Origin of the sequence: Rhodococcus sp. T2V, from assembly GCF_029269925.1 — a bacterium.
Lineage (GTDB): Bacteria > Actinomycetota > Actinomycetes > Mycobacteriales > Mycobacteriaceae > Rhodococcus_F > Rhodococcus_F koreensis.
This window is the reverse complement of the sequence record NZ_JARJBD010000015.1, coordinates 67,451-90,970: the sequence shown is the minus strand read 5'-3', so window position 1 is coordinate 90,970 and position 23,520 is coordinate 67,451. Positions and strand designations below refer to the sequence as shown.

Below are 23,520 nucleotides of genomic sequence, written 5' to 3'. Positions count from 1 at the left end.
TGATTGTGGCAGCAAGCTGACAGCACGTCACCGCACGGGATCGGTGGCGATCTCGTGCGATGACGGAACATGTTGTCGAACAGGTGAGTTTGTGGGAGTCGGGTCGGCGAGTGTGCTGCCCGCGGACGGGCGGACTATCGCCGCAAGACCGCCTGGGCGGCCGACCGCCCGGTCCTGACTGCGCCCTCCATGTAGCCGGAGACCCAGTAGTCCGATCCGGCGACGAAGAACGGTGGCTCGTGCGCCGCGTGTAGCGGACCGATGGCGGTGAGATCACCGGGAGCGTAATGCGCCATGTATCCCAACGAGTATGGCTTGATCGACCATTCCTCGGTGAACAGTGCCGTCGGGTGGGCGGCAGCCTCTCCGTACATCCGTGCCAATGCCGTTCGGGCGTCCAGGTCACGCGCTGCCTGATCTCCGGCGAGGTGAAACGACAACTGTGCCGGGGGCACAAGGGCGGACAACACACCGGGCCCTTGCACCCAGGTGGATCCGAGAAGTCCATCGCCGTAGGCGGATCCGCTCTGACCCTGGCCGCGCCAGAATGACGTCTTGTACGCGGCGACCACTTTCGCCGTGAGCGAGTTGCGGATCCGGTGAAGGGATTCGAGGCGCTCAGACGACAGCCCGGTGATGGCGACGCGCCTGAGAGGGGCGACGGGAATCGCGCACACCACATTGGCGGCGGCGATCGTGCGACCTCCGCGGAGCTGCACGGTGACTCGGTGGGGCTCGACGTGGAGGGCAGTGACGGCGCTCGACAGTTCGATTCGGGCTCCGAGTTCGGTAGCCACACGATGTGCGACCGTCGCGCTACCTTCCGTAACCGTCGACCGAGTCCACTGGTCGATGTCGTAATACCGCTCGAGGGCGGTCGCGCCGACCGAAGACATCTTGCGCAGTTCGGCCAGGAGCGACGTCCGTGCCGTGCCATCCGCCGCCAGTCCGGCCTTGGCCAGCTCGAACATGCGTCTCACCGCGGGTCGAGCCGCAATCTCGTCGAGCCAGGTGGCCAAGGACAGGGAGTCCAGCACCTTCGCGTCGGGATGGGCCCACGGATTCTCCGGCTGAACTTGCTTCGCGAGAGCGACCAGCATCTGTGTCACACGCTCGTAGTCCGCAACATCTTCGTCGGTCATCCAGGTTCCCTGGTCACCACGGACAGCGGTTCCGTCCATATCCCACACCGTCTGCCCGGGCTCGGAGATGTAGCTGTCACGCAGCGACAATCCGAGTTCGTTCACCAGGCCGATGTACGACGTGTGGGAATTCCCGACCAGCTCGCCGCCGAGCTGAACGATCCGACCGTCGTCGAGTCGGGTCTGTTTGACCCGGCCCCCGACGCGATCCCGGGCCTCGAGGACCCGGACGTCGAGACCTCCGTGCATGAGATCTCGCGCGGCTGAGAGTCCGGCGAGCCCGGCCCCGAGGACTACCACGTCCAGCATTGCTTCTCCGCTTCGTGATGTTCGAACCACAGTGTGGCTCATGGTGTGTGAGGCCTGGGAGCGACTGCGAGGCCAGGAGTGCAGGAAAAGCTGCACGAATGCCGGCGGCGCTGCTCACCTGTAGATGTCAGCGACCGGAAGTCATTCCCGTCTTGCTCCAGAAGCGGGAAGTTTCGAGGAATGAAATCAGCTTCCGAATGACGAGAACTGTAGCTACCGGGGGATATGGCCGTCAAGGCCCGAATTTCCGCGAGGAAGGCACCGGTTCTCCCGGTCGGGTGAACAGGCCCCGGCTGTTGGTTCGGCCGGGGAGGTTGTGTCCCGCTCGGCGGGGATGCCGTCCCGGCGCGGCCGGGGTGCTAGTAGCTTTGCGTGCATGTCCACTTCAGACGTGCGCGCGCAATCGGAAGCCTCGCCGAGCTCGGTCAAGACCCTCGCTCGCGGTCTGGAGATTCTGCAGCTCTTCTCGGAGGACGATCCGGAGTTGAGTCAGAGCGACATCGCGTCACGGTGTGGCCTGCCGATGCCGACCGTCCACCGATTGGTGGGGACGCTGGTCGGTCACGGGTTCCTCGAGCCGGTCGCGGGCGGTCGAAATCTGCGATTGGGCAGCACCCTGCTGCAGCTCGCGGGACCGTTGATCGCCCGCAGCGATCCGACCGTGGTGATTCGCCCGAAGCTGCACGAGTTGTCGAAGCAGTCGGGTGAAACCACGAACTTGGCCATGTTGCTCGGACCGTGGGTGGTCTACCTGGACGGGGTGACCGGATCGCGCATGCTCACGCCGCAGGCGACGATCGGTGCGCGGATCTCCGCGCACAACACGGCGCTGGGGAAGGTACTGCTCGCCCAGTTGGACGACGCGGAGGTCAAGGAGCGTATCGGTGAAGGTCCGTATCATCGGACGACGAAGCGAACCGCAGCCGATTGGCCCGAGCTGAAAAAGCGGCTGGACGAGGTTCGCAAGACCGGGATCTCGATCTCGGACGAAGAGTACGAAATCGGCCTGACCTCGATCGCGATCGCGTTGCCGCCTCAGTCGGACGGGACCTTGCGCGGGATCAACATCTCGTTGCCGCTCAGTCGCGCGACCGAGGAATTCCGGGTGACGGCGATCGCCATGTTGCGCGACGTGGCGGCAGCGGTCTCGGCGCGCTAACCGCACCGACCTCGAGTGGTTCCAGGCCGCAACTGACTGTTGACGGCCAGTTCTTGCCGTCCGTACTGTTCTCGCTATGCGAAAGTCAATTTCTCTCCCTGAAAGTAATGGCACAACGGGGAGGGCGCAGTCGACCTTCCTGGTGACCCGTGAAGTGCGGCGTGAAGCCGACGACATCTCTTCGTTTCGCTTCGAACGCGCTGATGGCGGCGCTGTGGAGGCATGGGAACCCGGCGCCCATCTGGACTTCACCCTCCCGTCGGGTCTCACTCGGCAGTACTCGTTGTGCGGCGATCCCTCGGATGACCGCAGTTACCTGGTCGCGGTGCTCGACCAGCCCGAGGGTCGTGGTGGGTCTCGCGAATTTCACTCCTCGATCGCCCCGGGGGCGACGATCGAGGTCCGCGGACCGAGGAATCATTTCCCCCTCGTCGACGCCGACTCGTACCTGTTCATCGCGGGCGGCATAGGCATCACGCCGATCCTCCCGATGGCTCGTGCCGCCGCGGCGGCGGGGAAGCGCTGGCGAGTTGTGTACGGCGGCAGGACGACTGAGTCGATGGCCTTCCTCGAGGAACTTCGACAGCTGCAGGGTGACACGGACTTCGTGCCGGAATCCTCGCGCGGCCGGATCGACATTGCGGGGGCGCTCGCTGCCGCTCCGGCTGGTACGCAGGTCTACTGCTGTGGTCCGGAACCGCTGCTGCGGGCCGTCGAGGAGTGCTGTGCGAACCACTCGAATGTGGGCGCCTTGCATTTCGAACGCTTCGGAAGTGCTCGGCTTCCTGGTGACTCGACGCGCCGAGCCGACGATGCCGGCGCCACGTCCGGGCTGGCGCGGTTCGAGGTCGAATTGGCCTTGACCGGGAAGACGATCGTGGTGGACGAGGGGGAGTCGATTCTCGATCGGGTGCTCGAGGTTGCCCCCGACTGGCCGTGGGCATGCCGCGAAGGATATTGCGGCAGTTGCGAAGCCCGTGTTGTCGAAGGTGAGCCGGAGCATCAGGACGACGTGCTCACGGACGAGGAGCGGGCTTCCAACGCGGTCATGATGATCTGCGTCGGGCGTTCCTGCTCGCCACGCCTGGTTCTGGACATTTGACCTTCGCACGCGCGGCCAATTTTCATTGACACTCGCCAATCCGCAGAGCTATTCTCATATAGCAAAAGTTACTTCCATGTAGTGAAACCAAATGGAGTTGAGGCAAGCCTATGACTACGGCAGGCTTTGAGATCGCAAACCCCGCTCTCACGCTCGAGGACACGGCTGCAACGGCAGCCCGCTTGGCGCAGGAGTTTGCAGTCAGCGGCTGCGGAGTGCCGAGCAATCAGGGTTCACCTTCCGACGCCGACTCCCGCGCGGCTTATGCCGCATACGGGAAGGCCGGGCTCATCGGGATGCACTGGCCGCAGCGTTACGGTGGCCGCGGGCTGGACGCACTGTTCACATTTGCCGTCGAGGAACAGCTCGGATACAACTGGCTGCCCCTCTCGAGCTACCTCCTGTCGGTGAAAACCATTGGGAACGCCCTACTTCAGTTCGCCAGCGAGGAAATGTGCCAGATCTTCCTCCCGCAGATCGCCTCCGGCGACATGATCTTCTGCCAGGGGTTCTCCGAGCCCGAAGCGGGCACCGACCTCGCGTCGCTTCGCACGACGGCGCGCCGCGACGGTGACCGGTATATCGTGAACGGCCGCAAGATCTGGACTTCGAGTGCCGAACACGCCGACTGGGTCTACCTCGCAGTCCGGACCGGTTCCACCGAGGCACGTCACCGTGGACTCTCCGTCTTCCTCGTGGACATCACCACGCCGGGCATCGTCGTGGACGTGCACAAGACGCTGGGAGGCGGAACTCTCGGCGAACTGACGTTGACGGACGTGTCCATCCCGGCCGATCAGATCGTCGGCGAGGAGAATGCGGGTTGGGAAATTCTCATGGGCACACTCGATTTCGAGCGTGTCACCAGTGAGAAAGTCGGCATCGTCCTGCGTCTTCTCGACGACATGGCCCCTCTGGTCACGTCGCCGAAGGATCGCGAGATTCTCGCAGGGCTCCGCGGTGACGCGCAGATCGCGCGTCTGCACGGACGCCGTGCGACGGAGCGGCTCGACGCACGACAGGACGCGAGCGCCGAATCCTCGATGGCCAAACTGTCGATCGCCTTGCTGTTGCAGGAACTGGCAGACGCGGCGGTAGAGGTGCTCGGTCCGCGTGCGTTGATCGAAAGCGGCCCGGGCGCAGTGCTCGACGGCAAACTCGCGGCACTTGCGCGCGCAGCGGCGGCGACCACCATCGCAGGCGGTGTGTCGGACATTCAACGCAAGAACATCTCCAGGCGAAGGGTAGGCGCAGCGTCATGACCGTACCGACCGCCAAGCCGCTCGCCGGTCTGCGTGTGCTCGACTACGCGCAGTACGTCGCGGGCCCGTTCGCGGCGATGATGCTGGCCGATCTCGGCGCGGAAGTCATCAAGGTGGAACCCCCGAACGGTGACGCCTGGCGGCACTACGAGCCGTTGACTCCGGATGGCGGACGATGGTTCATCTCGCTGAATCGCAACAAGAAGTCAGTGGTTGCGGACCTGAAAACGGAACGAGGGCAGGACTTCAGTCGTGCGTTGATCCGTACCGCGGATGTGGTGATCCACAACATGCCCCCCGAACGGGCCGCGCGGTTCGGCCTGGATCGCGAAACCGTCAAATCCGTCAACCCCGACGCGGTCTGGTGCTGCGTGTCGGCATTCGGCACCGACGGGCCCGAATCACAGACCCTCGGCTACGACCTGATCGCGCAGGCGGCGTCCGGACTCCTGCTCGCCGACGCGCGCAGCGGTGATCCCGTACCACGTCGATCCGGTGGCATCGCCATGGCCGATCTGACGGCCGGCCTGCTCACCTTCGCGGCGGCGCTCGCCGGTCTCACCGACCGCTTCCGGCGGCACGGCGAGACCGGCGTGTCCAAGGGTTTCGAGGTGTCGCTGCTCGGAGCGTCGTTGGCCGTGCAGGTGCAGCGGTTCGTGTCGGTCGGAGACGGCGGGTTCGACGACGCGCCCGCCATCTGCGACGAGACGAGACTCGAGCAACTGGCCGAAACGGTGACGCAGTCGGACGAACTGGAACCGTACTACCGCTGCTACGGCGCCTCGGACGGATTCATCGCGCTGGCCTGTCTCAATCTGGCGCAGCGCCGGAAAGTCCAGGCGCTACTCGATATCGACGACCCATGGGCGGTCAACCCACAGGCCGAGCCCGCCGACCAGGCGGAACGGGAGATGCGGAGTTCGCTGAAACACCGATTCGCCGAGGTGATCAAGACCGATACCGTCTCTCACTGGATCGCGGCGTTCGAGGAACTCGGCGTTCCCGCCGGGCCCGTTCGCGAGATCACGCAGGCGCACTCTCTACCGCAGGTGCGCGCGAACGGACTCGTGCAGACGATCGAGCAGCCCGAGATAGGTCCCGTCAGCGTACTGGGATCGATCTTCAAGATCGACGGACAGGCCCGACCCGACGCCGGTTCTGCACCGCGTCTCGGCGAACACACTCAGCAGCTGGCCGAACTCGTCAGCGCAACAAACACTTCGGAAGGGATCGCGACAGCGCGATGACTGAGAACATGACGATGACGAAAGACGATGTTCGAGAGTTCGCGTCTTCGTTGAAGAAGATCTGCAGTTCGTTCCCGACGGCGGGATCCTGGGCACCCGATCGTCCCTCGGACGATCGCGACGCCGCGGTGCGCGAGAACCTCTCGCGCGCAGGCTGGTTCGACCTCGCTTCGGAGCAGCAGGGAAGCGCGTTCCTCGGCGCCGGCGCAGTCGAACTCGGACGGGCACTGGTCTCCGTCGACTGCATCGATGCCCTTCTAGGCCACGGCGTGGCCGTGGCATCGTGTGAGAACAGCGACGTCACCTTGGCGAGGTACTCGCAGCCGGGTGACACCGCGTGGCTCTGTGGTCGCGGCGCGGCCCAGCTCGTCGAGGTGGTGGAAGCCACTCCGGTCAACTACATCGACGCACAGGGCGTCTCGATCGTGTCGACCACTCCGATCGCGCACCAGGCCGTCCCGTCCGCGAGTGTGGACGCCTGGTACGCCGCGATGACGGGCTACACCGCCGGTCTGGCCGCGGGCGCGCTCGAGCTGGCACTGAACCATGCCGAGACCCGCATCGCCTTCGGAAAGCCACTGTCCGCCCTGGATTCGGTGGCGAAGAAGCTCGCGGATGCGGCAACTGCGACTGAGGGGCTCCAGATGGCGGCAGAGGACCTGCCGAGTGAGTTCGTGGTGCGCCGTGTGGTCGGTACGGCTGCGGGCGTCGCCAAGGACTGCCACCAGATCGTCGGCGCACTGGGATTCACCCTCGAATTCCCCCTGCAGCGATACTCGCGGCGAATCAAGGCGCTGCGTTCCTGGACGCCCCAGATCGTGGTGGCGCTGGAAGCAGCACGCGAGGGCGTCCGATGACCGGGCACGATCCGCGCACTGTCGTCATCACCGGCGGAGCGAGTGGTATCGGATTCGGCATCGCTCGGCGGATGGTCGACGACGGGCACAACGTCGTCCTCGTCTCTCGTGACATCGACAAACTCCGCAGCGCTGCCGAGCGGCTCGAGGACGGGCCCGGCACCTGTGCTGTTCACGCAGTCGACGTGAGGGATCACGACGGCGTCGCCGCTCTGTTCGAGTCGCTTCACAGTGTGGATGCGTTGGTCAACAACGCGGCAGGCAACTTCACTGCGCCGACCGTCGATCTGTCGTTCGGAGGTTTCCGAGCAGTCGTCGAGATCTCCCTCTACGGCACCTTCAATGCTTCGCAAGCCTTCGCGCGACGTCTGATCCGGGAGTCGCGGCCGGGCGTAGTCCTCAACATCGTCGCGAGTTATGCGTGGACCGGAGCACCGCTGGTGGCCCACTCCGCCGCAGCGAAGGCCGGGATGATCGCCTTCACGAAGTCCGTGGCGCGCGAGTGGGGGCCGAACAACATCCGCGTCAACGCACTCGCTCCGGGGTTCGTCCCGACCGACAACGCGGTGGCCGGCATTCTCTCGACACCCGGAGCGAAGGAGCGAATGCTGGAACTGATCCCGATGGGCCGGTTCGGCACGCCGGAGGACATCGGCGACGTCGCGGCATTCCTGCTGGGTGACGAATCGCGATACGTCACCGGGGCGGTTTTCGCCGCGGACGGTGGCCGATCGGTCGGAGTCTCGATGCACGACGGCGGGGACAGATCCGCCGACACAGAACAAGCGGTAGCCGCCGCGGGAAGGGGTTGAGTCATGACCGATACGCTTGCAACGGAGAGCTTCTCCGTGAGCACGGACGAGACGGCGCGAGTTGCGGAACACCTGGAGGAAGGAAAGACGCTTCCCCTCGAGTGGTACACCTCTCCCGAGGTCGCCGAGGCGGAGAAGAAGGCGATCTTCGCATCCAGCTGGCACTACGTCGGTCGCGCCGCAGATGTCGAAGAGACCGGGATGTTCGTCACCGCCGACATCGGCGACGTCCCCATCGTGATCGTTCGCGATCGGGATGGATCGCTGAATGCCTTCCACAACGTGTGCCGGCACCGCGCGGCCAAGGTCGTACTGGACGAGAAGGGTCAGCGCCGAACACTTCAATGTCACTACCACGCCTGGACGTATGGTCTGGACGGAAGTCTCAAGGGCGCACCGCGTTCGGCGTCCGAGGAGTGCTTTCCGCAGCAGCAGTTGGGGCTGCGCAAGGCGTCCGCGCAGACGTGGGGGCCGTTCCTGTTCGCGCATCTCGACGACTCCCCGGCTGATCTCTTCGACCAATTGGGTGAGGTGCCGGACCTGATCGCCGCTGCCGGGATCGACGTCGACGACCTGAGGTTTCACTTCCGGTCGGAGTACGACATCGCCTGCAACTGGAAGGTCGCGATGGAGAACTACCTGGAGTGCTATCACTGCCCGACCGCGCACCCCGGATTCAGCGACGTGCTGGACACCCAGATGGATGCCTATCAGCTCGAACTGGAGCACACCTTCGCGTGGCAGAACGGACCGTTGCGTCCGCTGCCCGTCAACGCAGTCCCTCGCTCCGAGGGGTACACCGGACGAGACGGAGCGGTTCCGGAAGGTCGATACTTCGCCATCTTCCCCAACCTGAAGATCAACATCAATCCGGGTTTGCCGAACCTGTCGATCGGTCCGATGGTGCCGACCGGTCCCAACGACTGTCACGGGATCCTCGACTACTTCTTCAGCGCGGACGTCACCCAGCAATGGATCGACGACATGCTGGTATTCGACGATCAGGTCGGCGTCGAGGATCGCGTACTGGTGGAGTCGGTACAGCAAGGTATCCGTTCGGGGTCGTTGACCGAAGGGCGGATCATGCTCCAGTCCGAGGCGCTCATCGGCGGGTTCCAGAAGTGGGTGCTCGAGAGGTACTCGGAAGGGACCCGGGGCGCGTGACCTTCGAACTCGCGCCCGGTTCGGCTGCGGTTCGGTACGACTGCCTGTCCATCGGCGGACAATGGCGTCCGCCGGTGGACCCGGCGGTCGCCGAGGTGGTGAACCCGGCAACCGCCCGGGTCTGCGGCGAGGTCGCCATCGGCGGCGCAGCCGATGTCGACCTCGCCGTCGACGCCGCCCGCACCGCAGGGCTCCGATGGTCGCGCACCTCACCTCCGGTCAGAGCACAGCTCCTCGGGGCTGTTGCTGAGCACATTCGACTGCGACGTGACGAGTTCGCAGAATTAATCAGCCTGGAGATGGGCGCGCCGGCCGAAAACGCGCGCGACACGCAGACCGATCTCGCGATCGCCGTGTTCGAGTCCTACGCGAAACTCGTGAACGAATTCGAGTGGGAGGAGGTGCTGGGGAACTCGCTGATCGTCCACGAGCCGATCGGGGTCGTCGCAGCGATCACCCCCTGGAATTATCCGCTCTACCTCGCGTCGGTCAAGATCGCCGCAGCCCTCGCGAGCGGGTGCACTGTAGTCTTCAAACCGAGCATCGACGCACCGCTCGACGGATACCTGCTGGTCTCCACGATCGAGGAAGTCGCACGCGAATGCGGTGCACCGGCCGGTCTTGTCAATCTCGTCCCAGGTCACGGGTCCGTGGTGGGCGCCGCGCTTGTCGCGCATCCGGACGTTGCCGCGGTCTCGCTCACCGGGTCCACGAATGCAGGCAGGCAGGTGTCGATCGCCGCCGCGCACTCGATCAAACGAGTCGGGCTCGAACTCGGTGGGAAGTCCGCCGCGATCATCGTCGACGATGTCACGGACCTCGCCGGGGTGCTGTCTGGTGCCCTGGCCGACGTGTTCTTCAACTCGGGTCAGACGTGTACGTCGTGTGCCCGCCTTCTCGTTCCTGCCGGCCGGTACGACGAAGCTGTGGCGCTGGCGGCCGATATCGCGTCCCGTTGGACGATCGGCGATCCACGACTCGGTGGCGATCACATCGGGCCCGTCGCGACGCGCGCGCAATACGAATCCGTGATCGGCCATCTCGACTCCGGCATCTCCGAGGGCGCACGTCTCGTAGTCGGCGGAGTGTGCCCGCCGGACCGGATTCCTGCCGGGATGGAAAACGGATTCTGGATTCTTCCGACGGTCTTCGCCGACGTCGATCCGGAAATGACAATTGCAACCGAAGAGATTTTTGGGCCGGTCGCCCTCCTGATTTCCTATGAAGACGACGACGATGCCGTGCGGATCGCCAACAATTCGATATACGGGTTGAGCGGTGCGGTGTGGTCCGACGACAACGATCGCGCACTTGTACTCGCGCGACGCCTCGAGACGGGGCGTGTAGTCGTCAACGGTGGATCGTTCAACGTGCTTGCGCCGACCGGCGGGTACAAGCAATCGGGTAATGGTCGAGAACTCGGAATTCACGGCCTCCGTGAGTTTCTCGAGGTCAAGAATATTCAGCGCTGACCCCGGATTTCAGACGAAAATCTCGGTGTCGATTCCGCGTGAAGCCTTGTGACGCCTGTCACTTCGGCGTTACCATGAATAACGAAAGCGGCTTTCATAGATTGAAAGTTTGCAGGCCGGGGTGGTGAGAACCTACCGACTCGAGGCCCTAGAAGGAGCGGATCCGTGAGTTTCGATGCAGTCAGTCGCCGAAAATTTCTCGCGCTCGGCGGCGTGGGCGCAGTAGCGCTCGCACTGGCGTCCTGTGGACGCACCACAGTCCCCGGCGCTCAAATGGTCGGACCCCCGTCCGGTGTCCCGGCGGCGCCGCCGGGCCCCGGCGATGTCGTGCACGGCCGTAGCGGTGGAAGTGTCGTCACCGCGTGGACTGCGGAGGGCAACTCCTATGACGCGCAACTCGGCTACGACCTGCATTCGTGGGAGGCGGTGACCAGCCTGCTCTACCTCCCGCTGTTCCGGTTCGAGGGACAGGCGGGAGGGCCCGCGCCGGCAGCGGCAGCCGCGCTGCCGGAGATTTCCGAGGACGGCACTCGGTACGTTATTCGACTTCGTCCCGACGTCAAGTTTCACAACGGACGTCCCGTCGTCGCCGACGACTACGTGTACGCGTGGCGGCGACTCCTCGATCCGGCGACAGAGTCCTGGGCTTCAGGATATTTCGGCTCGATAGTGGGAAGTGAGGACTATCTCGCCGGCATCTCGACCGCACTTCCGGGCGTCTATGCGGAAGATGATCTCACCCTGATCGTGGAGCTGTCGGCGCCGGACGTCACGTTCACAAGTTTGATGGCCCAGCCGTACGCGGTGGCCCTGCCACGGGAGGAAGTCGAACGGCTCGGTGAGGAATTCAGCCGGATGCCCGTGGGCAACGGGCCGTTCATGATCACGTCGTACGACACAAAGAACCGGCGGTCGGTGTTCGTCCGCAGCCCCTACTATCCGTGGCCGGGACTGCCGTTTCTGGACGAGGTCGTCTATCGATGGGGCATCGATCCGTCGATGCAGTTCCTGCAACTGCAGAACGGTGATGTAGACATTCTCGGCGAGGGGCTCACCCCGACCATCGCCGAGCGGGTGCAGAGTAATCCGGAACTGCGAGAGACGTACACGAAGTTCATCCCCGTTCTGGGGGCGGGCTGGGCGGCTCTCAACGTCGCTACCGACAAGCTCGCGGATCCGCGTGTCCGTCAGGCGCTCAACTGGGCCACCGACAAAGACCAGTTGGCCAAATACTCGCGCGGATTGCAGAAATCCTGGGGGGCGATAATTCCGGAAGACGAACCCGATTACCAACGAATTGTTCCGCCCTACTCGTATGATGTCTCGCGCGCGAAGGCGCTCATGAAAGACGCTGGTGTCGACTCCCTCGAACTCGAATTCTTCTGCAACGATGACGACTATTGGAAATCCGCGAGCCTCGTATTGCAGCAGCAATGGGCTGAGATCAATGTGCATCTCAACATCACGACGCTCAGTAACGCCGCATTCTGGACGGCTTTGGACAACGGTGAAGCGGACGTTTTCGGCAGGCTGTTCTACCAGGTCCAGCCGACGGGGCTGGATATTCTCGCGAGCAATTTTGTGACGGGGGCGTCGTCGAATTTCCAGGGGTATTCCAACCCACGAGTCGACGACCTCGCGGGCCGTTCGCTGGCGAGCCTGACACGCGAAGAGAGCAATGCCCACCTCGCGCGCGCCGAAGCGATCGTGGCCGAGGACGCGCCGGGTGTATTCATCGGCAGTCTCCAGTTCTATGCGATGCGGTCACCGCGGGTACAGAACTACCAAATGAGGGCCGAGACCGGCACCTACTACGACCGAATCTGGGTGTGATGTGAGTACCATTGTTGCGGCCGCTGTTCGGGACGAACACGTCGAAGTGCCGGACAAACCGACCAAGACGGTTCGACGAAGCAAGTTGCTCTACATCGGCCTTTCCCTGCTCGGCCTCCTCATTTTCTTCGCAATGGTCTCGCCACTGCTCGGATCGCCTTACGTGCTCCACCGGGACGGCCTGACGGATCTGGGAAGCCCCCTGGGAATCCTGTCACCCGGCCATCTTGCGGGCACGGACTCGCTCGGCAGGGACCTTCTCGCCCGCAGTGCCTCGGGGCTACGGGCAACTCTCGTCATCGCGATCGCGGCCAACGTCACGTCGATGCTCGTCGGAACGGTGGTGGGTCTGATCGCGGGGTCGTTCGGACCTGTCGTGCAACAAGGGCTGATGCGGGTCGTCGACGTGTTCCTCTCGATTCCCATCGTGCTGTCCGGACTGGCACTTGCCAGTATCGTCGGCCGCGGAATGTGGGGCATTGTAGTTGTGGTGACCGCCCTCTACTGGGCGTGGACTGCGAGACTCGTCTACGGCGAGGTACTGCGTTTGCGCGGTAGAGGATTCGTCGAAGCCGCCGCCGTCCACGGCGTCGGCAGGCTGACGATCCTGCGGCGGCACATTCTCCCGCACATCTCCACCGTTCTCCTCAACATCGCGGCACTCAACGGCGCGGCTGTCGTCGTGATCGGGGCCGGACTGTCCTATCTGGGCGCCGGCATCCAGCCGCCGCAGCCGGAGCTGGGCAATCTCCTGGCCAGCGGGTCCACCGCGATCGACTACGCGCCCCATCTGTTGCTGGTACCGCTTGTCCTGACCATCGCCACGGTTCTGTCGTTCGTGCTCATCGCCGAGGGCATCAACCGTCGCAACTCTCTCTCGGAGCGGCAATCATGGCTCGATATCTGATCACACGGGTGCTCTATGGTGTGCTGACCATAGCGCTGGTGATTCTCCTGACCTTCATGATCCAGTACATGCTTCCCGGCGATCCCGCCCGCACGATTGCCGGGCCACGGGCGAGCGAGGAGGTACTCGCAGCTGTCCGGGACCGGCTGCACCTCAACGATCCACTCGCCCTGCAGCTCTGGCACTACTACTCTTCGGTGTTCGCCGGAGATCTGGGCGAATCCTACACACGACACCGCCCGGTGCTCGACCTGATCCTGGAGAGACTGCCGGCCACCGCACTACTTGCGGTCACGGCACTGGCAGTGGAGATGATTCTCGGTGCGTCCCTCGGGCTCTGGGAGGCATTGCGTCCCACCCGGAGCTGGGCCCTGGCGGCCACCAATGTCGCCCTGCTGTCGATTCCGCCGTTCGCGCTGGGATTTCTGCTTCTGCTCGCTTTCGGCTACCTCGTACCGATCTTCCCCGTGGACGGCGGCACCGGGTTCTCGCACCTGGTACTTCCCGCGCTCACGCTCGGGGTACTCGGCGCTCCCTACTACGCGAATGTCGTTCGAGACGGCATGAAAGATGCCCTCGCCTCGTCCTTCACGCGAACGGCTGTCGCCAAGGGGCTGTCGAGGCGCTACATCGTGTCCCGGCATGTCATCCGCAACGCGCTTCCTCCGTCGATCACGATGCTGGGAATGGACGTCGCGATCATGTTCTCCGGCGTCGTCTTCGTCGAGGCCATCTTCGGCTGGCCGGGAATCGGCGCCCTGCAGACGGAGGCCTTCGCCGACGTCGACCGACCGGTGCTGACCGGCACCGTGATCGTGGCCGCTGTCCTCGTCGTTCTCGGAAACCTTGCCGCCGATCTGATCCGGGCATTTGTCGATCCCCGAGCGAAAGTGGGCGCACTGTGAATGCACCGTCGGGCGCTTCGAGCGCAACCGCGGGCGGCCCTGCGGCCACACCGCGTGCCATCGGCAGCGATGTCATCGTCAGCGATCTTTCGATCTCGTACGGCAGTTACTGTGCGGTCCGCGACGTCGGTTTCGAAATCAAGGCGGGCACCACGATGGCCCTCGTCGGCGAGTCGGGTTCCGGGAAGTCGACGATCGCGCTCGCTGCGAGCAGGCTTCTGCCACGCGGCACGACGATCGATTCCGGCTCGATCTGCGTGAACGGCAGGGACGTCGTGCGGATGCAGGGGAACGCACTGCGCGAGATGCGGGGCGATACGGTGGCCTACCTCGCTCAGGACGCTCTGGCCGCTCTCAATCCGGTGGTTCGCATCGGGCGGCAGGTGAGCGAGATCTACAGCGTTCGCGGGGGCGACAGGAAGTCCGTTGCGGAGGCGAGGGCGATCGCCGCCCTCGCCCAGGTCAACATCAACGATCCGGAGAGGGTGGTGCGGATGTATCCGCACCAACTGTCCGGGGGCATGCGCCAGCGGGTCATGATCGCGATGGCGCTGGCGTTCGAGCCCGCACTGCTGATCGCCGACGAACCGACCACGGCGCTCGATGTCACGGTGCAGGCCGAGATTCTCCAACTGATCGTCGATCTCCAGGCGCGAAATGGTCTGACGTGCCTCTGGATCACCCATGACATGTCGGTGGTCGCCGAGATGGCGGACTCGGTCACCGTGCTGTACGGCGGCCGGATGCTCGAATCGAGTGACGTGTACTCGATGTTCGACACACCGCGGCAGCCCTACACGCGCAAGCTGCTCGACTGTTTCGCCAGCGGGCGCTCCGCGAAGCCGAAAGAAGCGTTCAGCGCGATTCCCGGAAGCCCTTCGGCGCATTCGACCACCAATGGCTGTCCCTTCGCGCCACGGTGCGACCGAGCGGATGATCGCTGCGTCTCGGAGACACCCCCGTCGGTCGAACTCGCCCCCGACCACTGGGTGGCCTGTCACCACCCACTCGACATCGGTACCGACGACGTCAAGACGCCGGCACTCGCCGCTAGCAGAGGTGGACAATCGTGAGTAGCGTCGAGACGCCCCTGGTCGAAGTCCGTTCGGTGTCCAAGAGTTTCGGCTCGGCCAAGGTGCTGGACGGGGTGTCCTTGCTCGTCGAGCGTGGCAAGACCACCAGCCTGGTCGGCGAATCCGGTTCGGGGAAATCCACCCTGGCGCGGATCGTCACCGGCCTGGAGACGTTCGATTCGGGAGAGTTGCTCTTCAGCGGCGCGCCCCGCCCGCGCCGGGGGAAGGCGGCGCGTGAGTTCCGGCGTACCGTCGGGGTCGTCCTCCAGGACCCCTACGACTCGATCGATCCGAGATTCACGGTCGGTGAGGTTGTCGCCGAGCCGCTGCGCGCTCAGAAGCGATACCGCGCAGGCGGAAAGGAACGGGTCCGCGAACTACTCGATCAATGCGGGATGTCGGAGGTGGGAACGGACGCTCACGTTCATCGGCTGTCCGGCGGACAGCGACAGCGAATCTGCATCGCGCGTGCGTTGGCGACGGATCCCGACTTCATCGTGTGCGACGAACCGACGTCGGCCCTCGATGTGTCCGTGCAAGCCCAGATCCTGAATCTCCTTCTGCGGTTGCAGCGCGAACGGGGACTGGCCTACCTCTTCATCACGCACGACATCGACGTGGTCCGGCGGATCAGTGACCGTGTCGCGGTGATGCACCGAGGCAGAATCGTCGAGAGCGGATCTGCGCACGACGTCACGCAGAATCCGCAGGACGCCTATACCCAGCGACTATTGTCCGCGGTCCTGGGTTCCTCACCGCACACACGAAAACTCTCGTATCCGTACTCGTCACACACCTCCTAGGACGGACATGTTCGAATTCACCGCAATCGATTCCTCGCTCGCAATGAGCGACGGGGTCCCGCTTGCGTTCACGTTGTACCTGCCGGTCACCGACGAGCCGGTTCCCGTGCTGCTCGAGGCGCTGCCCTACCGCAAGGACGATCTGCTCGAACGGGTGCACTACGAGCGATTCTGCACAGAGTTCGGGTTCGCCGTCTGCCGGGTCGATGTGCGCGGCACCGGTTCGTCGGGCGGACTGGCCACGGACGAGTACCCGCTCAGCGAACTCGACGACATGGCGATTCTGATCGAGTGGCTCGCCGGACAGGAGTGGTCGAACGGATCGGTCGGTATGTTCGGCTGGTCGTACAGCGGCTTCAATTCCCTGCAAGTGGCCGCCGCACGTCCGGCAGCGCTGAAGGCGATCGTGCCGATCTACTCCTCCGACGACCGCTTCAACGACGACGTGCACTACATGGGCGGCGCGATGCGTGCCCTCGACCTCGTCGACTACCCGTCGTTCATGATCGCGATGAATGCCATGCCACCGGTCCCGTCGCTGTGGGACGGTGACTGGCGGGAGGAGTGGCGACACCGGATCGAGAGCAATGAGCCGTGGGTCTTCACGTGGCGAAGCGAGCAGCGCCGGCAACCGTATTGGCAGGACGGCTCGGTTCGACCCGACTACGCCCGCATCACGTGCCCCACCATGATCGTGGCCGGGTGGGCGGATGGGTACCGCAACAATACGTTTCGCACGGTGGAGGCTCTGGAGAACGCGGGGACCCCGTGGAAACTGCTGATCGGACCGTGGAGTCACATGGGCGCGGAGCTGTCCCTTCCCGGTCCCTGGATAGATCTGACCGCAGAGATGGCCAGGTGGTTCGATCGGTGGCTCCGCGACGAGCAGAACGGGATCGACGCCGGACCACCGGTCACGATCTTCCACCGGCGCTCGACCGCTCCGGAACCGGATCTCCGTGAGGTCAACGGGACGTGGCGCGACCATGCCGGACTGCCGCTCGCGGACACGAAGACACTCGAATTCGATCTCGGCACCGGTTGCAGCACCCATGCGGTGATCGGTGACGTCGGAACCGCCGCGTGGAACAGCTGCGCGGGATCGCTACCCTGGGGCCAGCCGACCGACCAGAGGTACGACAACGCCGCGTCGATGACCTGGGACTGGCCCGCGGACGACCTTCATCTCTACGGTCACCCGCGGCTGCGGTTGAGAGTGCGCGCCGATCAGCCGGTCGCGTTCGTCTCCGCCAAGCTGTGTGACGTGGCCCCGGACGGGACATCGTCACTTATCACGCGCGGCTTGCTGAACCTCACCCACCGCGGTGGGTACGACAGCGACCCGGTGGCGCTCGAGCCCGGCGGATGGGTGGATGTCGAAATCGAACTCGAAGCCACCGCATGGAGTCTCGACGAAGGCAGGCAGCTCCGTCTCGCCGTCACCGGAAATGACTGGCCGAACGTGACGGCGCCACCCCGGCCCGTGACTCTCGAGATCGACCGGGAGGCGTCGAACCTGCTGTTGTCGGTGATGGAGTCGCTCGACGATCTTCCCGAGTCGAACCTGCCCCATCTGCGTCCCGAGTCGTTGCAGACCGGCGACGGCGTGACCTGGAGAGTGGAGCGTGACGTGCTGGCGCGCACAACCACCTGCAGCACGGCACACGGCTCGCGGTGGACGAGCACCAAGGGCTTCCCCTGCAGCGAGGAGTACCGCGGAGAGGTCACGCTCGATCTCCGCACGTTCGATCAGCGCATCGAGGCGTTCGCCCGGTTCGAGGTCGACTATCCCGAGGGCAGGACGGCGACACAGTCGACAATGACCGTCACGACGTCGCCCACCCATTTCGACCTCGACGTTTCGGTCGAGGCCTTCGACGACGGAGAGCCCTTCGCGCAGAAGCAGTGGCACCACACCGTTCGCCGAGACCTCGCGTGATCCCGGCTGACAACTCTCGACCGTCCCGATCTATTACCCCTTCCCGTTGGAGTGTTTGATGTCTTCTTTTCCTGTTTCCGGTGAGCTCGCTGTTCGCGCTGCCGAGGTCCTGGCGCGGCTCGGGGCCGACGCCCCGTCCAGTCCCGATGGTCCCGTGGTGTCGCGGAGTCCGATCAATGGTGAGGTGATCGGCCGGCTGGAGGCCAGTACCGCACGCGAGGTCGACGACGCGATCTCGTCGGCCGCGCGCACGTTCGCCGACTGGCGGCTGGTGCCCGCACCGCAACGCGGGGCGGTCGTCGCCCGCCTCGGTCAGCTGCTGACAGAACACAAGGACGACCTCGCGTACCTGGTGACCGTCGAGGCCGGAAAGGTCACCTCCGAGGCGCTCGGCGAAGTGCAGGAAATGATCGACATCTGCGAGTTCGCGGTCGGACTGTCGCGCCAGTTGTACGGCAAGACGATGGCCTCGGAACGGCCGGGGCACCGGCTGTCGGAGACCTGGCATCCGCTCGGGGTGGTCGGGGTGATCTCGGCGTTCAACTTCCCCGTCGCAGTGTGGTCGTGGAACACCGCGGTTGCCCTCGTTGCCGGAGACACCGTGGTCTGGAAGCCCTCGGAGATCACCCCGCTCACCGCACTCGCCTGTGACGCGCTGCTGCGCCGGGCCGCCGCCGACGTCGGCGCCCCCGCCGGAATCCACCATCTGATCCAGGGCCCGCGCGAGGTCGGGGAACGACTCGTCGACGATCCCCGCGTCGCCCTGCTCAGTGCCACCGGATCGGTGCGGATGGGCCGCGAGATCGGCCCCAGGGTCGCCGCCCGCTTCGGGCGCAGCCTGCTCGAACTCGGCGGCAACAATGGGGCCGTCGTCACCGAGCACGCCGACCTCGACCTCGCGATACGCGGCATCGTGTTCTCGGCCGCCGGCACCGCCGGACAGCGCTGCACCAGCCTGCGCCGGCTCATCGTGCACTCCTCCGTCGCCGACACACTTGTCGACCGCATCCGCAAGGCCTACGAGCAGCTTCCCATCGGCAGCCCCCTCGACGAGACCACCCTCGTCGGGCCACTCGTCCACCGGGCGGCGTTCACCGCCTTCTCAGACGCCCTCGAGAAAGCGAAAGCCGACGGCGGCGAAGTCGTCACCGGTGGCGGAACCCGCTTCGCCGATGAACTCGACGACGCCTATTACGTCGAGCCGGCCCTCGTCCGGATGCCCGCGCAATCCTCGGTCGTGCACGAGGAAACGTTCGCCCCCATCCTCTACGTTCTGACCTACGACGACTTCGAGGACGCGATCGCGTTGCACAACGAAGTACCGCAAGGACTGTCGTCGGCGATCTTCACCACCAACCAACGCGAAGCGGAACGGTTCCTGTCTGTCGACGGCTCCGACTGCGGCATCGCCAACGTCAACCTCGGCACCTCCGGCGCCGAGATCGGCGGTGCATTCGGCGGCGAGAAGGAAACTGGCGGCGGGCGCGAATCCGGCTCCGACGCATGGAAAACCTACATGCGACGATCCACCAACACCGTCAACTACTCCACCGAACTCCCACTCGCCCAGGGCGTCAACTTCCTCTGACGCAGGAACGTATCGAGCTGAACGATAAGGAAATGCGATGACACATCTTCGATCCGGCACCCAGTGGAATTCGGTGAGCGCGTGGGACGACGATCCGGTGGTCGCGTCGTGGAACGGTCTTCCGGTGTTGGAACAGAACGTCACGGCCGACGTGTGTGTTGTCGGCCTCGGTGGGTCGGGTCTCGCGGCGATCGGCGCCCTGGTCGAACGTGGGCTGCAGGTTGTCGGTGTCGACGCCGGGCGGGTCGCGGCTGGCGCGGCGGGCCGCAACGGCGGCTTCCTCCTGGGCGGCCCGGCGACGTTCCTCCACTCGTCCCTCACGACGTGGGGGACGTCGTCGGTCGATCTCTATCGCGCAACTCTTCTCGAGTTGGACCGGCTTGCCGAGGTGCTGGGTCCGGAGGTCATCGCACGGACAGGCTCCGTTCGCCTCGCGGGATTGCCCGGCGAACCTGTCGACGACGCCGAGGCCGCCGACCGTGTGGCGGAACTCGCGGATTGCGCGGCACTGGCAACGGTGCTGCGTGACAACCGCATCGCTGTCGAAGAATACGACGGCGAGCTCGGTCGCGGCCTGTTTCTGCCCGACGACGCGGCCATGAACCCCTCTCGCCGAGCTCTGGGGCTGGCGTCGCTCCTTCGGGGACGGGCCGGCCTGTACGAGCACTCGGCTGTCACCTCCGTGGAGAGTGGGAGGGTGACAACAGAACACGGTTCGGTCTGTGCGCCGATAGTCATTGTCGCGGTGGACGGCAAACTCGAACAGGTCCTCCCGGACTTGCAGGGGCGGGTCCGGACGGCACGCCTGCAAATGCTCGGGACGGCGCCGGGGCTGCCCGAACGACTGCCGTGCCCTGTATACGGACGCTGGGGATACGACTACGCCCAGCAAGCGAAGGATGGGCGCCTATTCGTCGGGGGCGGGCGAGACCGTTTCGTCGACACCGAGTGGACATTCGACACTTCACCCACTCCGGACGTCCAGGGTTACATCGAACGTGTAGCGGAACGTATGGCGGGCAAGCCCGTCGGCGTCGTTCGGAGATGGGGAGCGTCCGTAAGTTACACCACCGACGGCCGACCCCTCTGCTCCGAGGTTCTTCCTGGTGTCATCGCGATCGGTGGGTACAACGGGACGGGAAACCTGGTGGGTCCCGTTGCTGCGCGTGCGGCTGTGGCACTGGCCCTCGACTCGACGACACCCCCGGTGTACTTCTCCGCGTAGCCGGCGAGGGGAGGGCCGATGGCCCTCCCCTCGATCGACGGGGCGCGAGCGTTGTATTCCGTTGTGTCAAACTGTGAATCGGTTGACGTCGAACAACTCCAAGGGAAATGCAGGGGTCGATCCGCGACTGAGGTCGGCGGCGATCTCCCCGATCACCGGTGCAAATTTGAAACCGTGACCAGAGCACGCGGACACGACTGTTACGTTCCTGTAGGCGGGTGGATTGCCGATGACGAAGTGGCCGTCGGGTGTGTTCGTATACATACACACCGCGGCCCGCGCTGGGCGCGAACTCAATCCGGGAAGATACCGACGAACGAGGTCCCGCAAGGGAGCGGTGTCCTCGTCATCGACCACACGATCCAACTCGTCAGGGTCGGTCTCGCGCCCGCCGAGATGGAGCGCGATCTTGACCGTCTCGCCATCCATGGTGGGGAAGCCGTACCACCTACCCTCCGTGCTGTCCCTCAGAAAGACCGGGAACCGGTCCGGCCCGAACTGTGTCGGATCCTCGGCCGGGAACCATGCCAGGATCTTGCGCTCCACAGTCAAGGGGAGCTGGGCGGCCGGGAGGAGGCCGGGAATCCAGGCGCCGGCCGCGACCACGACGTGGTCGGCTCGAATGACCTCGTCGTCGAGCCGCACGAGCACCGTGTCACCGGGACCGTCGTCGATACCCAGGACGCGGTTCTCGGGACGCACCGAGGCACCCAGCTCGCACGCACGGCGCGCGGCACCGGCGATCGCCAACTCCGGCCTGATCACGCCGGCGTCCTTCTCCCAGATGGCCGTATCCCCCTGACGTAATCGCTGAGTAGGAAACCGGGTACCGAACTCGGCCGGGTCAAGAATCTCCTGGGTGAGTGCGTGCACCTCGGCCGCTTCGAGGGCGCCACCCACGATCATGCCGGTCGAGGGGCCGATGCTGAGGCCCCCGGTCATCGTCAAGACGGGTTCACCGGTTTGCTCACCGAGTTCCCGCCATCCTCGGAGTGCGGCCCGGAGCATCGGGACATACGCCGGATCCTCATGATATGCGGTTCTGAAGATGCGCGACTCGCCGTGCCCGGAGCCACGATCGTGCCCGGGAGTGAACTGCTCGAGACCGACGGCAGGAACACCCCGCTCCGACAGTCTCCACATGATTGCGGAGCCCATCGTGCCGGTACCTATCACCGCGACACCGGTCCTCGTCGTGGTCATCGAGCACGCACCAGTGTGTATTCACGGGCGGAGCAATTGGTCATGATCACAGTGGCCTCTCGAATGTGCGGTGCGTCTGTCCCGGCAGATAGTGGTGCCGTCTCGCCACTAGCGCACGTTGACGCGGTGTTCCCTTCCGATCTGCGTCAGACATTCTCGCAGTGACGCGTCCTGCTGCGCGCGATACAGCGCCTCAGGGGTGTGCACTTCCCGTTCGAGAGCGCCTGCGAACCAGTCGATGGTGTAGTCGGCACCGGTGTTCGTCGTGTCCTTCGTGCCGTTGCCGGACAGGTTTGACTGGAAGATCCCGGCCGCGCTGCGTGGAAGGAAGTCCTCGTACACGATCGGAGTGGCCACGAGTGTTCCCGACCGAACCAGTGCGGCCGGATCGCGATCAGCCACACCGGAGGGGGAGTGCGCGTCGCCTACGCGGTACGTGAAATACGCGAGCGCATCCTCCTCGAGACCTGCTTCCGTGGTGGGGAAGTCGGAGGCATCCCACACCGACCTTCCGGCGTCCTGCCACGTCGAACCATTGCGTGCGGCGGCATCCGTCTCCGCCATCAGCGCGTCGTACCGTTCCCGGCCGCGGGGAGTGAGCGCGATTCCGCGCGACTCGACCTCACCGAACCGCACCCGCAGTGTGCCGTCGACGACCTCTCCGTTCGATTTACGGAACTTGCGGGGCTCGGCGAGGGCCCGGAACGAGGTTTGCCGGAGCAGAACGTCGGGGCCGTTCCATCTCGGCGGGCCCTGGATCTGGTCGATCATCTTCAGGCCGCGTCGCTGCATCCGGGTATAGAGCTCGTCGATGTCCAGGACTCGCGGGGTCAAGTGATTGATGTGGGTTCGGGTGACTCCGCCGATGTCGGCGGCCACTGCCGAGACCTGCTCCAGTTCGGCGTACCACGCACGATCGGTCGGCTCGGACGACAACTCGAATGCGGAAGTCGCCAAGTGGACGAACGTATCGGCCTCGGCGGAGGGAAGGCCGCGTTCGGCGACGGCACGCTCGGCCATCGTGAGTAGTTCCTCCCCGAACAAAGTGCGTCGACCGAGGAACGTCTCGAGCCGGATCTGCAGGTCTTCGGAGAAGAAACGGCGATCGTCGACCGCGAGCATCGACGTGAACACGCGAAACGGGTTGCGTGCGAGTTCGTCGGCGTCGATCGGCCGGAAGGCCGTCGAGACGACCGGAACTGCGCTCCGCGCTGCGTCGCGCAGGTCGTAGAACCCGACGGGGTGCATACCGAAACCGGCGAAGATCGTGCCGACCTCGCGGAGTTCCCGGGGAGTGCCCACGCGGATCGCGCCGTGTCTCTCGGCCGTCACCCGGCCGATGTCGCCAAGCCGCTCCGCGTCGTCGCGTCCGGCGACGACGGCGGTGTTGATGTCCTCGCACACGTCGACGAGTGTGGCATAGGCCGGTACCTCACGGCCGTACATCGAGGACAGAGCGGCCGCGAATCGCGCCCGCAGCTGCCATGTGGGGATTACGGTCATACTTCTCATGCTCCG

At 64.9% G+C, this 23,520-nt stretch carries 19 protein-coding genes; 16 read left to right on the top strand and 3 right to left on the bottom strand.

The window, feature by feature from the left end:
• Positions 1 to 134: 134 nt before the first annotated feature.
• Positions 135 to 1,451, bottom strand: a complete 1,317-nt coding sequence (locus P3H15_RS15400) for an NAD(P)/FAD-dependent oxidoreductase (RefSeq protein WP_276138040.1) — start codon at positions 1,449 to 1,451, stop codon at positions 135 to 137.
• Positions 1,452 to 1,767: 316 nt separating this feature from the next.
• Between P3H15_RS15400 and P3H15_RS15395 the strand changes: the two genes are divergently transcribed.
• From P3H15_RS15395 to P3H15_RS15320, 16 genes are all read left to right on the top strand, one after another.
• Positions 1,768 to 2,610, top strand: a complete 843-nt coding sequence (locus tag P3H15_RS15395) for an IclR family transcriptional regulator (protein ID WP_276138039.1) — start codon at positions 1,768 to 1,770, stop codon at positions 2,608 to 2,610.
• A gap of 142 nt (positions 2,611 to 2,752) precedes the next feature.
• Positions 2,753 to 3,712 (top strand): PDR/VanB family oxidoreductase, encoded by a 960-nt coding sequence (locus P3H15_RS15390; protein WP_276138038.1) that lies wholly within the window; start codon positions 2,753 to 2,755, stop codon positions 3,710 to 3,712.
• A gap of 110 nt (positions 3,713 to 3,822) precedes the next feature.
• Positions 3,823 to 4,974: an acyl-CoA dehydrogenase family protein gene (locus P3H15_RS15385; protein ID WP_037242737.1), complete on the top strand. Its 1,152-nt coding sequence runs from the start codon at positions 3,823 to 3,825 to the stop codon at positions 4,972 to 4,974.
• Positions 4,971 to 6,221, top strand: a complete 1,251-nt coding sequence (locus P3H15_RS15380) for a CaiB/BaiF CoA-transferase family protein (RefSeq protein WP_276138037.1) — start codon at positions 4,971 to 4,973, stop codon at positions 6,219 to 6,221. Before P3H15_RS15385 ends, P3H15_RS15380 begins: the two co-directional genes overlap by 4 nt.
• Positions 6,222 to 6,235: 14 nt before the next feature.
• Complete coding sequence (locus P3H15_RS15375) at positions 6,236 to 7,078, top strand: acyl-CoA dehydrogenase family protein (protein ID WP_276138036.1); 843 nt, start codon at positions 6,236 to 6,238, stop codon at positions 7,076 to 7,078.
• Complete coding sequence (locus P3H15_RS15370) at positions 7,075 to 7,890, top strand: SDR family oxidoreductase (protein WP_276138035.1); 816 nt, start codon at positions 7,075 to 7,077, stop codon at positions 7,888 to 7,890. Before P3H15_RS15375 ends, P3H15_RS15370 begins: the two co-directional genes overlap by 4 nt.
• A gap of 3 nt (positions 7,891 to 7,893) precedes the next feature.
• Entirely contained in the window at positions 7,894 to 9,054 is a 1,161-nt protein-coding gene (locus P3H15_RS15365; RefSeq protein WP_276138034.1) for an aromatic ring-hydroxylating dioxygenase subunit alpha, read from the top strand.
• The gene (locus P3H15_RS15360; protein WP_276138033.1) at positions 9,051 to 10,526 is read left to right on the top strand and encodes an aldehyde dehydrogenase family protein; all 1,476 of its coding nucleotides are present in this window, start codon (positions 9,051 to 9,053) and stop codon (positions 10,524 to 10,526) included. The genes P3H15_RS15365 and P3H15_RS15360 overlap by 4 nt, the downstream gene beginning before the upstream one ends.
• A 165-nt stretch (positions 10,527 to 10,691) precedes the next feature.
• The gene (locus tag P3H15_RS15355) at positions 10,692 to 12,359 is read left to right on the top strand and encodes an ABC transporter substrate-binding protein (protein ID WP_276138032.1); all 1,668 of its coding nucleotides are present in this window, start codon (positions 10,692 to 10,694) and stop codon (positions 12,357 to 12,359) included.
• 1 nt (position 12,360) lies between these two features.
• Positions 12,361 to 13,266, top strand: coding sequence for an ABC transporter permease (locus tag P3H15_RS15350; protein WP_276138031.1), 906 nt, complete (start codon positions 12,361 to 12,363; stop codon positions 13,264 to 13,266).
• A complete protein-coding gene (locus tag P3H15_RS15345) occupies positions 13,251 to 14,171 on the top strand; it encodes an ABC transporter permease (RefSeq protein WP_276138030.1) in 921 nt (306 codons plus the stop codon). Before P3H15_RS15350 ends, P3H15_RS15345 begins: the two co-directional genes overlap by 16 nt.
• Positions 14,168 to 15,244: an ABC transporter ATP-binding protein gene (locus tag P3H15_RS15340; RefSeq protein ID WP_276138029.1), complete on the top strand. Its 1,077-nt coding sequence runs from the start codon at positions 14,168 to 14,170 to the stop codon at positions 15,242 to 15,244. Before P3H15_RS15345 ends, P3H15_RS15340 begins: the two co-directional genes overlap by 4 nt.
• The gene (locus P3H15_RS15335) at positions 15,241 to 16,047 is read left to right on the top strand and encodes an ABC transporter ATP-binding protein (RefSeq protein ID WP_276138028.1); all 807 of its coding nucleotides are present in this window, start codon (positions 15,241 to 15,243) and stop codon (positions 16,045 to 16,047) included. Before P3H15_RS15340 ends, P3H15_RS15335 begins: the two co-directional genes overlap by 4 nt.
• A gap of 7 nt (positions 16,048 to 16,054) precedes the next feature.
• Entirely contained in the window at positions 16,055 to 17,986 is a 1,932-nt protein-coding gene (locus P3H15_RS15330; protein ID WP_276138027.1) for a CocE/NonD family hydrolase, read from the top strand.
• A gap of 58 nt (positions 17,987 to 18,044) precedes the next feature.
• On the top strand, positions 18,045 to 19,574 hold the full coding sequence (locus tag P3H15_RS15325; protein ID WP_276138026.1) for an aldehyde dehydrogenase family protein: 1,530 nt from the start codon (positions 18,045 to 18,047) through the stop codon (positions 19,572 to 19,574).
• Positions 19,575 to 19,611: 37 nt separating this feature from the next.
• Positions 19,612 to 20,799, top strand: coding sequence for an FAD-binding oxidoreductase (locus P3H15_RS15320; protein ID WP_276138025.1), 1,188 nt, complete (start codon positions 19,612 to 19,614; stop codon positions 20,797 to 20,799).
• 66 nt (positions 20,800 to 20,865) lie between these two features.
• Here P3H15_RS15320 and solA read toward each other — a convergent pair whose 3' ends face one another.
• Both solA and P3H15_RS15310 read right to left on the bottom strand, forming a co-directional pair.
• Positions 20,866 to 22,002, bottom strand: coding sequence for an N-methyl-L-tryptophan oxidase (solA, locus tag P3H15_RS15315; RefSeq protein WP_276138024.1), 1,137 nt, complete (start codon positions 22,000 to 22,002; stop codon positions 20,866 to 20,868).
• Positions 22,003 to 22,110: 108 nt separating this feature from the next.
• Positions 22,111 to 23,505, bottom strand: a complete 1,395-nt coding sequence (locus P3H15_RS15310) for a VOC family protein (protein ID WP_276138023.1) — start codon at positions 23,503 to 23,505, stop codon at positions 22,111 to 22,113.
• Positions 23,506 to 23,520 lie beyond the last annotated feature (15 nt).

Coding starts and splice junctions, on each gene's coding strand:
- P3H15_RS15400 (WP_276138040.1), bottom strand. CDS start 1,451: ATGCTGGACGTGGTAGTCCTCGGGGCCGGGCTCGCCGGACTCTCAGCC.
- P3H15_RS15385 (WP_037242737.1), top strand. CDS start 3,823: ATGACTACGGCAGGCTTTGAGATCGCAAACCCCGCTCTCACGCTCGAG.
- P3H15_RS15380 (WP_276138037.1), top strand. CDS start 4,971: ATGACCGTACCGACCGCCAAGCCGCTCGCCGGTCTGCGTGTGCTCGAC.
- P3H15_RS15375 (WP_276138036.1), top strand. CDS start 6,236: ATGACGAAAGACGATGTTCGAGAGTTCGCGTCTTCGTTGAAGAAGATC.
- P3H15_RS15370 (WP_276138035.1), top strand. CDS start 7,075: ATGACCGGGCACGATCCGCGCACTGTCGTCATCACCGGCGGAGCGAGT.
- P3H15_RS15365 (WP_276138034.1), top strand. CDS start 7,894: ATGACCGATACGCTTGCAACGGAGAGCTTCTCCGTGAGCACGGACGAG.
- P3H15_RS15345 (WP_276138030.1), top strand. CDS start 13,251: ATGGCTCGATATCTGATCACACGGGTGCTCTATGGTGTGCTGACCATA.
- P3H15_RS15330 (WP_276138027.1), top strand. CDS start 16,055: ATGTTCGAATTCACCGCAATCGATTCCTCGCTCGCAATGAGCGACGGG.
- P3H15_RS15325 (WP_276138026.1), top strand. CDS start 18,045: ATGTCTTCTTTTCCTGTTTCCGGTGAGCTCGCTGTTCGCGCTGCCGAG.
- P3H15_RS15320 (WP_276138025.1), top strand. CDS start 19,612: ATGACACATCTTCGATCCGGCACCCAGTGGAATTCGGTGAGCGCGTGG.
- solA (WP_276138024.1), bottom strand. CDS start 22,002: ATGACCACGACGAGGACCGGTGTCGCGGTGATAGGTACCGGCACGATG.
- P3H15_RS15310 (WP_276138023.1), bottom strand. CDS start 23,505: ATGACCGTAATCCCCACATGGCAGCTGCGGGCGCGATTCGCGGCCGCT.